This is a genomic window from Sphingomonas sp. CCH9-E2 (genome assembly GCF_001557215.1).
In the GTDB taxonomy this organism is placed as follows: domain Bacteria; phylum Pseudomonadota; class Alphaproteobacteria; order Sphingomonadales; family Sphingomonadaceae; genus Sphingomonas.
In genome coordinates this window covers 1-13,846 of the sequence record NZ_LSJM01000407.1, presented here as the reverse complement: position 1 = coordinate 13,846, position 13,846 = coordinate 1, and the positions used below count along the sequence as shown (strand labels likewise).

11 protein-coding genes are annotated in these 13,846 nt (G+C 66.6%); 6 read left to right on the top strand and 5 right to left on the bottom strand.

What is annotated here, in order from left to right:
- Positions 1-90: 90 nt before the first annotated feature.
- Positions 91-1,071 (bottom strand): hypothetical protein, encoded by a 981-nt coding sequence (locus tag AX681_RS18350; protein ID WP_231733756.1) that lies wholly within the window; start codon positions 1,069-1,071, stop codon positions 91-93.
- A gap of 63 nt (positions 1,072-1,134) precedes the next feature.
- Positions 1,135-2,127: a LacI family DNA-binding transcriptional regulator gene (locus AX681_RS18345; protein ID WP_066660844.1), complete on the bottom strand. Its 993-nt coding sequence runs from the start codon at positions 2,125-2,127 to the stop codon at positions 1,135-1,137.
- A gap of 79 nt (positions 2,128-2,206) precedes the next feature.
- Here AX681_RS18345 and AX681_RS18340 point away from each other — a divergent pair, with 79 nt between their 5' ends.
- From AX681_RS18340 to AX681_RS18320, 5 genes are read left to right on the top strand one after another with little or no spacing between them, the layout of a single operon-like run.
- The gene (locus AX681_RS18340) at positions 2,207-3,385 is read left to right on the top strand and encodes a cytochrome P450 (protein ID WP_066660833.1); all 1,179 of its coding nucleotides are present in this window, start codon (positions 2,207-2,209) and stop codon (positions 3,383-3,385) included.
- The gene (locus tag AX681_RS18335) at positions 3,382-4,503 is read left to right on the top strand and encodes a CapA family protein (protein WP_066660831.1); all 1,122 of its coding nucleotides are present in this window, start codon (positions 3,382-3,384) and stop codon (positions 4,501-4,503) included. The genes AX681_RS18340 and AX681_RS18335 overlap by 4 nt, the downstream gene beginning before the upstream one ends.
- A complete protein-coding gene (locus AX681_RS18330; protein ID WP_066660828.1) occupies positions 4,500-5,546 on the top strand; it encodes a hypothetical protein in 1,047 nt (348 codons plus the stop codon). The genes AX681_RS18335 and AX681_RS18330 overlap by 4 nt, the downstream gene beginning before the upstream one ends.
- Before the next feature lie 57 nt (positions 5,547-5,603).
- A complete protein-coding gene (locus tag AX681_RS18325; protein ID WP_066660826.1) occupies positions 5,604-8,237 on the top strand; it encodes a TonB-dependent receptor plug domain-containing protein in 2,634 nt (877 codons plus the stop codon).
- Positions 8,237-9,757, top strand: a complete 1,521-nt coding sequence (locus tag AX681_RS18320) for a tannase/feruloyl esterase family alpha/beta hydrolase (protein ID WP_066660823.1) — start codon at positions 8,237-8,239, stop codon at positions 9,755-9,757. The genes AX681_RS18325 and AX681_RS18320 overlap by 1 nt, the downstream gene beginning before the upstream one ends.
- A gap of 7 nt (positions 9,758-9,764) precedes the next feature.
- On the opposite strand, the gene AX681_RS18315 is transcribed toward AX681_RS18320, so the two are convergent.
- Genes AX681_RS18315 through AX681_RS18305 form a run of 3 tightly spaced genes read right to left on the bottom strand, consistent with a single transcriptional unit; the run spans position 9,765 to position 12,572 of the window.
- Positions 9,765-11,078 carry an MFS transporter gene (locus AX681_RS18315; protein ID WP_082737976.1) on the bottom strand — a complete coding sequence of 438 codons (1,314 nt, stop codon included), beginning with the start codon at positions 11,076-11,078 and terminating at the stop codon, positions 9,765-9,767.
- 49 nt (positions 11,079-11,127) lie between these two features.
- Positions 11,128-11,553, bottom strand: coding sequence for a MarR family winged helix-turn-helix transcriptional regulator (locus tag AX681_RS18310; RefSeq protein ID WP_066660819.1), 426 nt, complete (start codon positions 11,551-11,553; stop codon positions 11,128-11,130).
- Complete coding sequence (locus AX681_RS18305) at positions 11,550-12,572, bottom strand: aromatic ring-hydroxylating dioxygenase subunit alpha (protein ID WP_066660817.1); 1,023 nt, start codon at positions 12,570-12,572, stop codon at positions 11,550-11,552. Before AX681_RS18305 ends, AX681_RS18310 begins: the two co-directional genes overlap by 4 nt.
- 80 nt (positions 12,573-12,652) lie before the next feature.
- Between AX681_RS18305 and AX681_RS18300 the strand changes: the two genes are divergently transcribed.
- Positions 12,653-13,759 (top strand): 5-methyltetrahydropteroyltriglutamate--homocysteine S-methyltransferase, encoded by a 1,107-nt coding sequence (locus AX681_RS18300; protein ID WP_066660814.1) that lies wholly within the window; start codon positions 12,653-12,655, stop codon positions 13,757-13,759.
- Positions 13,760-13,846 lie beyond the last annotated feature (87 nt).

The window sequence follows — 13,846 nt, the reverse complement described above, 5'->3', positions numbered from 1 at the left end:
ATCCAGCGCAAGGGGATTTGACCGCAGTGCTTGAGGAGCGTTTTCCTCCCCTGCGGGGCAGGGGAGGAAAACGCTCCTCAAGCACTGCGGTCAAATCCCCTTGCGCTGGATCGTCCACTTCGGGTCTTTGCACAGCCCGCAATCCGCGCCCGTGAACAGCTTGCTTGCCTCCGCATCGCCGCGCAGCTGCCAGTTGAGCCACGCAACCGCGAACCGCCCGACATCGCCGCCATTATCCTGGCGGAACGTGCCGCCATGGCCGACATCGCCGTCGATCAGCGCGACCGGGACATGCGTGATCCGGGCATAGTCGTCGCTGCCATTGGACCACGCCACATCGCCCTTGCCACCCAGCACATAGAGGGTCGGGGTGTGCAGCGCCTTCAGCATCGCCTTGTCCACCGTCATGCCGCTGATCGACTGCTTGCCGTCGTTGAACACGCCGCTGTTATGCACCAGCACGGTCCGGATGCGCTTGTCCGCGCCCGCCTGAATCGCTTGCAGCCCGCCACAGCTATGCCCGGCGACCGCGATCTGCGCCGGATCGATCAGCCCCTTGTAGCGGCTGCCGGCGCGGCCATTCTCCGCAAGCGCCCAATCCAGTCCCTTCAGCACATCCTGCGCGCTCGTCGCGGGCGGCGGCAGCTGGCCAGTCGCCGGATCGACCCCGCGCGGCGCGGCGGCGGCGGGGCGGGGCAGGGCGCCGGGGCCGCTGTAGATCTTGCCCGGCGCGATCACGAGATAGCCATAGGATGCGATCTGCGCGAGGTGATGCCGCGCGCTCGCGCCGTCGGCGGCGCACCCGCCATTGCCCCAGATCACCACGCCCAGCTTCTTGCCAGCCAGCTTCGACAGGTCGGCGGGGCGATAGACCGTATGGTCGGGCAGGCCGGGGTCGGCCTCCTTGATCGCGGCATAGGGACCGGTACCGACCGAATCGGGCCGCTTGGCATCCGCCGCGCGCATCTCGGCCATGCGACGCGCGGCTTCGGGATCGGGCTGCGGCGCGGTCTGCGCCAGTGCCGTGCTGCCCAGCAGCGCCAATCCCAGCGCGAATGTACCGATCCGCATCGTCACTCTCCCAAGGTTGTTATGCGATAAAGCTAACCCGGGAATGTCGCGATGCAAGCCCTTTCATGCGCTCTCGCGCGCGATCACCCGAAAGCCGACATCGATTCGACGCTCGATCTCCTGCCCCGCCGCCCGCGCGCGCAGCACCCGCATCACCTCCCGCGCGATCCGCGCGCCGTCGACATCCATGGACGTGATCGTCGGGCGCATGTCGCCCGCCAGCCGCAAATTGCCGAAGCCGGTCACGGCCAGCTGATCCGGCACGCGAATGCCCGCAGCCTGCGCCTCGACGATCAGGCCCTGCGCGATCCAGTCCGATCCGCACACCACCACATCGGGCTGCTCGGTCAGGTCACTGAGGCCGCGATAGGCCAGCCGACCCTGACCGAAGTGACTGGGAACATTGACATCCAGCCGCGTCGGTTCGCTTCCGCCGTCATGCACCCAGCGCGTCGTAAAGCCGTCCGCGCGCCGTTCCGACCGAGTCGATCGCGGCACCACCAGATGCGGCCGTCGATAGCCGCGCTGGCGCAGGAACCGTGCCATTTCCTCACCCGCCGCGCGGTGGGAAAAGCCGACCGCAACGTCGATCGGATCGTCCGGCAGGCCCCAGGTCTCGATCACCGTCGTCCCCGCCGACCGCAACCGCTGGCGCATGTCTTCGTCCGACACGATCCCGGTCAGGATGATCGCGTCGACGCGTCGTCCGAGCGCCATGTTGATCTCGCGGGTCAGGCGGTGATTGTCGGCGCCGGTCAGCGCCAACATCACGCTGTTTCCGTCGCTCGACAGTTCATCGATCATCGCCTCGACCGTATCGTTGAAGATCGATTGGGCAATGTCCGGGACCAGAGCCGCGATCATGCGGCTGCGGCTGCCTGCCAGCGCGGTGGCGGCGAGATTCTGGACATAGCCCGTCTTTTCAATCGCTTCGCGGATGCGCGCGCCGGTCGCTGCAGCGACCACTTCGGGGCTGTTGAGATAACGGGAGACGGTCGCGGCGGACACGCCCGCCATCGCCGCCACATCGTCCAGTCGGGGGTTTCGGCCTGCCATGGCGACCGTCTTACACTGCCGGGATGAAATTTTGCAAAATTGCTTGCAAGCGCTTGCATTGTGAAATAGCGATATTGTTATGACGCATGACTTCGATCCGCTTCAGCCGGAGACGTTCGACAGCGCAAACGGAGAGTATGCCGAGCTTCGCGCCCGGTGCCCCGTTGCGCACAGCGACACGTGGGGCGGCTTCTGGGCCTTGATGAAACATGCCGATGTCGCGGCCGCCGCGACGGACTGGCAGACGTTCATCACCTCCAAACAGAATGTCGTGCCCAAGGTCGCCTTTACCGGCCGCCGCCCACCGCTTCACCTCGATCCACCCGAGCACACCCCCTATCGCCGCGCGATCGCGCCCCTGCTGACCGAGCGCAAGGTCGCGAGGCTGGAGCCGGTCGTGCGGCGAATTTGTCGGGATTTGCTCAGCGGCATGGTGGCACAGGGCGGGGGCGACGTCGTCGCCGACTATTCCGCGCACATGCCGATCGCGGTGTTCGCGCACTGGATGAACCTGACGCCCGACGCGGTCGCCGAACTCACCCGCGTCGGCCAGCGCTACAATATCGCGGTGCAGTCCGCCGATATGGACGCGACCAAGGAGTCGAGCCTCCTGCTCTATGACATGGCGCGTGCCATCGTCGCCGACCGCAAGGCCAACCCGCTGCCGGTCGATGAAGACGTGACGAGCGCGTTGCTCGCCACGCGCGTCGATGGCGAGCCGCTGCCCGAAGAGATGATCGTCGGCACGATCCGCCAGGTGCTCGTCGTCGGCATCATCGCGCCGAGCGTGATGATCGGGTCGATCGCCGTGCATCTCGGCCGCGACCAGGCGTTGCAGGCGAAGCTGCGCGCCGACCCGGCACTGGTACCGGCGGCGGTGGAGGAGTTTCTCCGCCTCTACACCCCTTATCGCGGGTTCGCGCGCACCGCCGTCACCGATGTGACGATTCGTGGCCGCACGATTCCCGCTGGTGAGCCGATCGCGCTCGTCTACGCCTCCGCCAACCGCGACGAAGAGGTGTTCGAGGACGCAGATCAGTTCCGTCTCGATCGCCCGAACATGAAGGATTCGCTGGCGTTCGGACGCGGCACGCATTCATGCGTCGGCGCCGCACTGGCGACGCTGGAGCTGAACGTGGCGGTCGAGGAACTGCTCGCTGCCGCGCCGGGCTTTATCCTGACCGGTGAGCCCAAGCCGACCCGCTTCCCCGAAATCGGCGCGCTCAGCGTGCCCATCGCGTTCGGGCAAGCGGCATGACGCACGTCTTCCTCGCTGCGGGCGACCTCGCCCCCGATCGCGACAATTATGACGAAAGCTACGTCGCCACCCGCGACGTGCTGCACGCTGCCGACATTGCCTTCGCCCAGCTTGAGACGAGCTTCGCCGAAAAGGGCGTCCGGCTGCCCCAGGCACGCCACGCCGTGCTCGCGCGGCCCGACGGCGCCGATGCGCTGGCGCGCGCCGGGTTCGACGTCATCTCGATGGCCGGCAACCATGTGCTCGACTGGGGCAATGACGCGTTCTTCGAGACCAAGGCCAATCTCGAGCGCGTCGGCCTCAAGGTCGTCGGTGCCGGCGCGAACATCGCCGAAGCGCGCAGGCCGGTGAAGATCACGCTCGGCGACGGCACGCGTGTCGCGATCCTGGCCTACTGCACGATCCTCCCGCACAGCTATTGGGCGGAGGAGCGCCGCCCCGGCTGCGCGCCGATGCGCGCGCACACGCTCTACGAACAGATCGAGCATGATCAGCCGGGCACCCCCGCGCGGATCCACACCTTCCCGCATCGCGAGGACCTAGCGGCGCTGGAGGCGGATATCCGCGCGGCCAAGGCGGACGCCGATCTCGTCTTCGTCTCGCTCCACTGGGGCATTCACTTCGTCCGCGCCACCATCGCCGACTATCAGCGCGACGTCGCGCGTGCGGCGGTGGCAGCGGGGGCGGACGCGATCCTTGGCGGCCATCCGCACATCCTCAAGGGCTGCGAGGTCATCGACGGCGCGCCGGTCTTCTACTCGCTGTGCAACTTCGCCACCGACCTGCGCATGGACCCCGTCCATGCCGCGTCGAAAAGCTTCAACGAAATCCGCGTCCTCGCCGAAGAATGGGAGCCGGACTTCGACAGCCTCTACAATTTCCCCAAGGCATCGCGCATGTCGATGGTCGCGCGGTTCGAGATCGCGAATGGGCGCATCGTCCGCTCGGGCTTCCTCCCGCTGTACATCGACCGCGACGCGATCCCGCGCTTTGTCGAGCCGGGCAGCGAACGCCACGCCGAAATCGTCGATTACATGGCGGCCGTGACCGCCGAAGCAGGGCTCAACGCCCGCTATCGTGTGGAGAGTGAGATGGTCGTCCTGGAAGCTACGGCATGAGCGACGGCAAACCCGCAACCGCGTCCGGTTTTCCGCTGGAGGGCTATGTCCTCCTGTACCTGTTCTCGTATCTGCCGAATGTCATCATCACCAAGCTGGTGACGTCATTCCCGCACCCCGGGCTGGGGCGACCGCTGACAGGGCTCGAAACGTTGCCCGCGTCGCTGATCATCTCGACCGTGCTGACCTATCTCTTCATCTGGTGGTCGGGTTGGCACAAGGATGCGCATGGCGTGATGTTCCTTGGCCGCCGCATCCCGGTGCCGACCAAATACACCTTCTACTCCGGCATCGGAACCGCGCTGGTGCTGTTCACCGTGCCGCTGTCCTTCACCTTCGAAGGGGTCAGCATCCCGTTCATTCAGTTGCTGATGCGCGGCGACATCCTGATCATTGCACCGATCGTCGACCTGATCTTCGGCCGCCGCGTGCGCTGGTGGAGCTGGACCGCGCTGGTGATGGTGCTGATCGCGATGATCATCACGCTCAAGGACCGTGGTGGACTCTACCTCCCGCCGCTCGCCATCCTGACGGTGGTGCTCTACACGATCGGCTACTTCGTCCGCCTGATCGTGATGACCAAAGTGTCGAAGAGCGGCGATCCCGCCAGCGTGCGGCAATATTTCGTCGAGGAAAAGGTCTTCGCGCTGCCGCTGTCGGTCGCGATCCTCGCGGCGATCTCCGCCTCGGGTATCGGCAGCCAGTCGGGCGCGCTCGGCTGGGGCTTCATCTCGGTCTGGACCGATCCGGTGATCTGGCCGCTGCTCGGCATCGGCATCACGCTCACCATCGTCTCGGTCTTCGCGATCATCATCCTGCTCGACCCGCGCGAGAACGCCTATTGCGTCCCGCTCGAGCGCGCGGCGAGCCTGGTCGCGGGAGTCGGCGGCGCACTGATCCTCGCCTGGGTGTGGGGGCTGCCGCATCCACGCCCGGCCGAGCTGGTAGGCGCCGGAATCCTGATCGCCGCCATCGTGTTGCTTTCGCTTGCCCCGCGCTTCGCCGACCGGCCCGCCCGCTCGGCACGCGCGGAAACAACCTGACACGCGCTTTTTTCGACCCGCAGAGACAGGCGGGCTGAACTTGAGGAGGGGAATGAAATGACCAAGACCATTTGTCGCCCGTCGACCCTGTTGGGCCGCAGCGCATTGGGCGCGCTTGCGCTCGCCATCGCCAGCCCGGCACTCGCGCAGGAGGAAGCTCCGACCAGCGACGCCCAGGCGGCCGAGCAGGATATCGTCGTTACCGGCAGCCGCATCCGCGGTATCGATCCGGTCGGCTCCGCAGTGATCGCGATCGATTCCGACCAGATCATGGAAGAGCCGGTCACCTCGACCAACGACATTCTGCGCCGCGTGCCGCAGGTCGTTTCGCTCGGCGCGAACCGGGCGGGTGGCAGCGCGCAGAACGGCGCGGCAAACGCCACGCGCGGCGCGGGCATCAACCTGCGCGGCCTGTCCACCAACGCCACGCTGCTGCTCTATGACGGCAAGCGCCTGCCGCCGCAGGGGACGCAGGGCCAGTTTACCGATCCCTCCGCCATCCCCTCGATTGCGCTCGGCCGGATCGAGGTCGTGGCCGACGGCACCTCCGCCGTTTACGGCTCGGACGCGGTCGCCGGCGTGGTCAACCTGATCCTGCGCAAGGATTTTTCGGGGATCGAAGTGCGCGGGCGCTACGGCATCACCGATGCGGACTATTATGAGGCGCAGGCCGCAATTCTGCTCGGGCACAAATGGGACAGCGGCTGGATCATGGCCGCGGGCGAATATTCGAAGAACAACAATCTGTTCGGCTCCGAACTCGACTTCTACACCTCGGACAATCGCAGCCGGGGTGGGCGCGACCTGCGCGGCACCAACTGCGCGCCCGGCACGATCGTCGCGGGCGGCGTCAACTATGCGATCCCCGCGGCGGGTGTGACTCCGGCGACGGTCGGCACCCTGGTGGCGAACACCCGTAACCTGTGCGAATTCCGCAGCATCGCGCAGGTCATCCCGGATCAGGAGCGCTGGAGCGGCGTCGCATCGGCGAGCCAGGATATCACCGATGGCATCCGCATCTTCGCCGACGGCTTCTACTCGCGGCGCAGCGGCACCTTGCTGTTCAACCCCACCGCCAACGCCACGGTGCCCAGCACCAACCCCTTCTTCGTCTCCCCGGTCCCCGGCGCGACGTCGGTGACGGTCCAGACCACTTTCCTCGGTGCGACCGGCGCGCTCCCCAACCCCTATTGGGCGAGCACCTGGAACGTGTCGGGCGGGGTCGAGGCGGACCTGTTCGGAGACTTCCGCGGCACCGTCTATTATGCGCAGGGCCGCTCGGAGGAGGTCGCCGACCGCCGCCGTTCGGGCATCAACGCCGGTGCGCTGGCCGCAGCGCTCGCCGACACCAACCCGGCGACGTCGCTCAACGTGTTCGGCGGGACGAACAACCCGGCGACGCTGGCGCGGATCACCGACAATTACTTCGTGATCGAAGGGCGCACCCGGCTTGAAGTCGTGAACGCCCAGCTCGACGGCTCGCTGTTCGCCATTCCCGGCGGCAATGTCCGCATCGCGCTCGGCGCCGAACATCGCGTCGAATATACCTATACCTCGCTGCTCACCGGCCAATCGACCAGCCAGGTGCGCACTGCCAGCGATGGCAGCCGCAATGTCGACGCGATCTTTGCCGAACTGTTCGTGCCGATCGTCGGTGCCGACAACGCCGCGCCGGGGCTGGAGCGCCTCAACCTCAGCCTCGCGTTGCGGCATGAGAATTACAGCGACTTCGGCAGCACCACCAACCCCAAGATCGGCGTGACCTATTCGCCCTGGACCGGGCTGGTGCTCAAGGGCACTTATGGCACCTCGTTCCGCGCGCCGACATTTACCGAAGTGTCGACCGTCGGCGGCGGCGCGGGCCTGTATTTCGATACGCTGCCCGGCCCGAGCGGGAACCAGATCGGCATCGGCATCGCCGGCGGCAATCCCAATCTGAAGCCCGAACAGGCGACCACCTGGTCGTTCGGCGTCGACGTGACGCCGCCGGAAATCCCCGGCTTCACCGCGTCGCTCAACTATTTCCGCATCGACTATACCGACCAGATCCAGGCGCTGCGTGGCACGCCCGGCCTGCTCACCAACCCGATCTACAGCCAGTTCGTGCAGTTCAACCCGACCCCGGCGCAGATCAGCGCGCTGGTCAATTCGGGCCTGCCGATCAATCAGGCGATCAACCAGTCGCTGGTGACGTTCATCGCCGATGGCCGGCGCCAGAATCTCGGGACCTCGCTGTTCCGCGGGCTCGACTTCACCGCCGCCTATCGCTGGAACTGGGGCGGAGTGGAGCTCGATGCCGGGATCCAGGGCACCTATATCCTCGACTATCTGTTCGAAGCGGTGCCGGGTGCGGGGCTGGTCAATGTGCTCGACACGATCGGCTTCACGCAGAAGTTCCGCACCCAGGCGGACATCGGCGCCAAGGTGGGCGGATTCAAGTCGCGGCTGACCTGGAACCACCTCAACGGCTACACCAACACCACCTCGACCGTGGTGCGTGATGTCAGCAACTACGACACGTTCGACCTGCTGGTCGGTTACGACTTCACCGACCGGATCAACCTGTCGCTCGACGTGCGCAACCTGTTCGACGAGGATCCGCCCTTCGTCGACACCACCAACGGCTTCGACCCGCAGGCGTCGAACCCGATCCCGCGCATGTTCGCGATCACGGCGAATGTGAAGTTCTGATGCCGGCGATGCTCGCCGCAGCCCTGGCCGGGTGCGCGTCCCTCACGGGCGCGCATCCGGGCGGGGTGACCGTCACGGCGGCGACAGCGATCACCCCCGCACCCAGCTGGACGCCGCAGACCACCAGCTTCTATCGCGGCGGCCCGGTCACTGCCCCACTGTGCCGGGTCGAGGGTGTGATCGAGGGCAATATCGGCTTCGAACTCTGGCTTCCCGCGACGTGGAACGGCCGCCTGCTCGGCGCGGGCGTCGGCGGCGACGCGGGAGTCTATAACTATACCGACATGAGCCGCCGCGTGGGCGAAGGCTTTGCCACCGTCACCACCGACAGCGGGCACAAGGCGACCCAGGCCCGCTGGATGGCCGATCCCAAGGCGCGGGTCGACTACGAGCATCGCGCGGTGCACCTGACCGCAGTCGCGGCCAAAGCGCTCGCCGCCAGGTTCTATGGCCGCGCAGTCGACAAGAGCTACTTCACCGGTTGCTCGGGCGGCGGGCGTCAGGCGCTCAAGCAGATGCAGAATTATCCCGGCGACTATGACGGCGTGATCGCTGGCGCGCCGGGGCCGTATATGCCGCTGCAGTCGGTGCGGATGCTGTGGTTCGCGCTGCAACAGAAATGGACTCCGGCCGGCGCGCTCAGCGACGCCGACTGGGCGCTGTACGAGAGCAAGGCCACTGCCGCATGCGACGCGCAGGATGGCGTCAGGGACGGGGTGATCTCGAACCCGCTCACCTGCAAGTTCCGCACTGCGACGTTGCTGTGCAAGTCCGGGCAGACCGAGGGCTGCCTGACCGCGCCCAAGCTCAAGATGCTCGACCTCATCCGCGCGCCGATGCGCGATGAGGCGGGCAGGGCGATGGACGGCGGCCTCTTCCCCGGCGTCCGCACGCGCCCCGGCCTGCCCTCGCCACTGTTGCGCGCGATGTGGGCCGACGGGGTTTATGACGACGCCAACTGGAACGAGGACAGTTTCCAGCGCAGTCGCGACCTGCTCGCCGCCAACCGCCGCATGCCGGAGCTACGCGCGGACAAGGTGGCGATTGCGCCCTTCATCCGGGCTGGCGGCAAGGCGATCCTCTATCAGGGCTGGGCCGACCCCTCGACCAATGCCGGCCCGACGATCGATTATTACGCCGCACTCGCCCGCGCCAATGGCGGCCTCGCCAAGCTGGACGACCATGTCCGCCTGTTCATGGCCCCCGGCATGTATCACTGCGCGCGCGGCCCCGGCGCCGACCAGTTCGGCGCCTCGGGGCAAATGAGCTGGCCCGGCGACCCGTCGCGCGACGTGCTGTGGTCGCTGATCCACTGGGTCGAAAAGGGTCGGGCACCGACCCGCCTGACCGCGACCAAGATGGAGGAGGGGAAGGAGGCGTTCACGCGCACGCTCTGCCCCTATCCGCAGGCAGCACGCTGGGACGGGAAGGGACCGACCGACGCAGCGTCCTCCTATCGGTGCGCGGTCGATCCGGCGCTGGTCCGCTACATGTCCCGCACGTCGTTAGTGGGATCCTGAGCGGCGTTCATCCAGCCTCGGGTGCCTTCCACCCGCGGATCGCCAGCAGTGCACCCGCCGCGACGATCGAGCCAAGGCCCATCAGGACCGCGACGGTCGGCAGGCCATAGCCGGCGGCGAACAGGAACCCGGCAAGGGCAGGGGCTAGCGCCGATCCGCCGCGCCCGACGCCGATGACAAATCCGGTCGCGGTCGCGCGCACCCCGGTCGGGAAGGACTGGGCGATCAGCGCGTACAAGCCGACCACGCCGGCATTGGTCGCAAATCCTGCCGCGGCAGCGACCATCGACAGTCCGGCGAGATCCTTCTGCCCCTGTCCGAACAGGATCACCAAGGCGGTCGACAGCAGCATCGCGACGATGGTCAGCGCGAGCAGCCGGATCTTGCCGGTCAGCAGGCCCAGCACCAGCGATCCGCTCGCTCCGCCGATGCTCGCCCATACCAGCACCCCGGCAGCCTCGGGCGGCGGGAAGCCCATGTCCTTCACGATCGGCGGGATCCACTTCACGATGAAGTAGAAGGTCATGATGTGCATCAGATAGGCGAGCGTCAGTAGGATCGTGGCGCGCCCGAGCTGCGGCGAGAACAGGGCGACCAGCGGCACCTTGCGCTTGGGCTCTTCGGTGACGGGGGGCAGGGCATCGACCGGCGGGTGCCCCATGCGCGCCAGCGTCGCGTTGATCCGCTCGAGCGCGTTGGGCGGGCGCTTGTGCATCAGGAACGCGATCGATTCGGGCGCGCGCCACAGTACCAGCGGGATGAACAGCAGCGAGCAGATCGCACCGAACAGAAACACCGCGCGCCAGTCGAAATGCACGAGCAACAGGCCCGAGATCGATCCGCCGACGATGGTCCCCACCGGATACCCGGCGGCCATCAGCACCACCGCCAGCGCGCGGCGCTGCGCATTGGCGGCCTCCGCCACCGCGGCATTGGTCGCGGCAAGCATGCCGCCGATGCCCAGCCCGGTGAGCACGCGCCACGCCGACAGGATCTCGACATTGCCGGCGGTCGCTGCCCCCAGCATGCCGATCGTCATCAGGACAAGGCACGACAGGATCGTTGCGCGCCGCCCGATCCGGTCGGCAATCCCGCCCAGGAACAGCGACCCGACCGCCATGCCGATCAGCTCCATCGACAGGACCAGGCCCAGGCCCGAGGGGCCGAGCTGCCATTCCTCGCGGATACCGTTGGCGGCGAAGCTGATCGACAGCACGTCGAATCCGTCGAGCGCGTTCAGCCCGACCATCGTGGCGACCACGCCCCATTGGAAGCGGGACATCGGTGCGCGGTCGATCAGCGCGCGTGGATCGGTAGCCATTTCCCCTCCATCGGCCGCGTTTCCGGCCATTGTTATATCTGCAAACAACCTATCGATAGATGCGCGCGAGCATTTCCTCAAGCGTTGCGAGTTCGGCGGCGCTGAACCGCGCCTTCAGCCACGCCTCATGCTCGGCAATTGCGACCTTGGCCTGTGCCAGCAGGGTTTCGCCCGCATCGGTCAGCCGGAATGCGATCCGCCGCCCATCGGTGCGCGACGGGCTGCGCGAAACGAGGCCGCGCTTCTCCAGCCCGTGCACCAGCGCCATGGTCGTCGCACGGTCCATGTCGAGCGCCTGGGCGAGGTCGGTCTGCGCCAGATCGGGGTGATCCCCGGTCAGCCACAGCACCGACACCTGTTTCTGCGTCAGCCCGAGATCGGCGAAATGCTCGACGAAATGCCGCTGCACCGCCCCATGCGCGCGCCGCAGCCGCAGCCCGAGGTTGCGGTCGAGATCGCCGCGCCCGATCGTCACGCCGATTCCGCCTCCATCAGCTTGCGGATGATCGCACGGGCGCGCACGCTGCCCTGATCGATCGAATAGCCGCGCAGCTTCATGTCGGGGTTCGCGGTAATGCTCCGCTGCTGCGCCTCCAGCACTTCGACATCCTCGTCGAACACCTGGCCCTGCTGTGCCTTGAACCGCGCGGTGAAGCCGGCATCGTCGATGTCAAAATTGCGCGCCATGCCCCAGAAATAGTGAGTCGTCGTTTCGGTCTCCGGCGTCATGGCATCGACGACAAAGCCGCGCACCCCCGAATCGTGGCTGTCGATCGTATCCCCGGCATCGGCCGGCGACACGCCGACATCGATCAGCACCGATGACGGCGGCAGGAAGTGGCAGATCTGCCAGCGATCAACCGGCCCGGCCGAGCGCAGCGCATCGCGCCAGAAGGGGGGCGGCTCGATCCCCGGCATCCAGCGACGGACGAACACCTCCTCGCCATTCACCACGGTCTCGATCGGCGCCTCGGTAATCTCATGCTGCCCGATCGACCCCTGATGCACCCAGGTCTCGTGGCTGAGGTCCATGAGGTTGTCGATCACCAGCCGGTAATCGCAGTTGATGTGATTATACCCCCCGTCGAACGTCCAGCCCGGCGCGCTGCACGGCCAGAAATCGGGAATCGTTGCCGGGTCCGCCTTCGCCGCATCGCCGATCCACACCCATACGAAGCGATGCTTCTCGACCACCGGGTACAGCGTAGCGCACACCGCCTTGGGCACTGCCTCCGACTTGATCGGCATCTCGCTGGCACAGCCATCGGGCTCGATCAGCAGGCCGTGATAGCGGCAGCGGATCGAATCGCCCTCCTTGAACCCCATCGACAGTGGGAGCAGCCGGTGCGGACACGCATCGCGCATCGCCACCACGCTGCGGTCCAGCTTGCGGTACAGCATCACCGGTTCGCCACAGATCGTCCGCGCGATCGGCGTGCGATCCACCTCCGAATCCCATGCGGCGACATACCAGCGGTTGGTGATCCAGGTCATTGCCTCGGTCCTCTCTCTGCACTATCGATCGTTGCAGCATTTTGTATGTAGCACTTACAAATATCGCAAGGAGAATCAGGATGCCCACGCCCCCGTTCCGCGCCGATCATGTCGGCAGCTTCCTCCGTCCCAAGGCGCTGATCGACGCCCGCGCCGCGTTCAAGGCCGGCAGCATCGACGCCGCCGCGCTCCGCGCTGTCGAGGACGAAGCGATTCGCGGCGTGGTGAAGTTCCAGGAGGATCTGGGGCTTCAGGGGATCACCGACGGCGAATTCCGCCGCACCTATTTCCACACCGATTTCCTGCTCCAGCTTGACGGCGTGGAGGAGGCCGGCGGCACCCAGGTCAAGTTCCACCAGCATGGTGGCAAGGAGTTGGAATATGCCCCTCCGGTCATGAAGATCACCGGCAAGATTGGCCATGCCAAGGACATCCAGCGCGCGGACTATGAATTCCTCGCCAGCTGCACCAGCCGCACGCCCAAGGTGACGATCCCCTCGCCGACCATGCTGCACTTCCGCGGCGGCCGCGATGCGATCGACACGGCGGCCTATCCCGACCTCGACGCCTTCTACACCGACCTCGCCGCCGCCTATCGCGCGGAGATCGCCAGCCTCGCCGATGCCGGCTGCCGCTATCTCCAGCTCGACGACACCAACCTCGCTTACCTCTGCGACGAAACCCAGCGCGAGAATGCGAGGCTGCGCGGCATGGACCCGGACGAGCTGCCGCGCCTCTACGCCCGCATCATCAACGATTCGATCCGCGACAAGCCCGACGACATGGTCGTCTGCGTCCACCTCTGTCGCGGCAATTTCCGCTCCAGCTGGGCGGCCGAGGGCGGTTACGAGCCGGTCGCCGAAGTGCTGTTCAACGAGCTGAAGATCGACGGTTATTTCCTCGAATATGACGATCCCCGCTCGGGCGACTTCGCGCCGCTGCGGCATCTGCCCAAGGGCAAGACCGTCGTGCTCGGCCTCGTCACCACCAAGCTCGGCGAGCTGGAATCGAAGGACGACGTCAAACGCCGCATCGAAGAGGCCGCCCAGTTCGCTCCGCTCGACCAGCTCGCGCTGTCGCCGCAATGCGGCTTCTCCTCGACCGTCCACGGCAACGACATCGAAGTCGAGCAGCAGGCGGCAAAGATGCGCCTGGTGATCGACGTGGCAAAGGACGTGTGGGGGTAAAATCCAATTCCTCCCCCAGCTCGCTGGGGGAGGGGGACCGCGCCCGTAGGGCGTGGTGGAGGGGCGGCTGCGCAGACAGCCGTGAAC

Coding starts and splice junctions, on each gene's coding strand:
- AX681_RS18325 (WP_066660826.1), top strand. CDS start 5,604: ATGACCAAGACCATTTGTCGCCCGTCGACCCTGTTGGGCCGCAGCGCA.
- AX681_RS18340 (WP_066660833.1), top strand. CDS start 2,207: ATGACGCATGACTTCGATCCGCTTCAGCCGGAGACGTTCGACAGCGCA.
- AX681_RS18300 (WP_066660814.1), top strand. CDS start 12,653: ATGCCCACGCCCCCGTTCCGCGCCGATCATGTCGGCAGCTTCCTCCGT.
- AX681_RS18345 (WP_066660844.1), bottom strand. CDS start 2,127: ATGGCAGGCCGAAACCCCCGACTGGACGATGTGGCGGCGATGGCGGGC.
- AX681_RS18350 (WP_231733756.1), bottom strand. CDS start 1,071: ATGCGGATCGGTACATTCGCGCTGGGATTGGCGCTGCTGGGCAGCACG.
- AX681_RS18335 (WP_066660831.1), top strand. CDS start 3,382: ATGACGCACGTCTTCCTCGCTGCGGGCGACCTCGCCCCCGATCGCGAC.
- AX681_RS18305 (WP_066660817.1), bottom strand. CDS start 12,572: ATGACCTGGATCACCAACCGCTGGTATGTCGCCGCATGGGATTCGGAG.
- AX681_RS18330 (WP_066660828.1), top strand. CDS start 4,500: ATGAGCGACGGCAAACCCGCAACCGCGTCCGGTTTTCCGCTGGAGGGC.
- AX681_RS18315 (WP_082737976.1), bottom strand. CDS start 11,078: ATGGCTACCGATCCACGCGCGCTGATCGACCGCGCACCGATGTCCCGC.
- AX681_RS18320 (WP_066660823.1), top strand. CDS start 8,237: ATGCCGGCGATGCTCGCCGCAGCCCTGGCCGGGTGCGCGTCCCTCACG.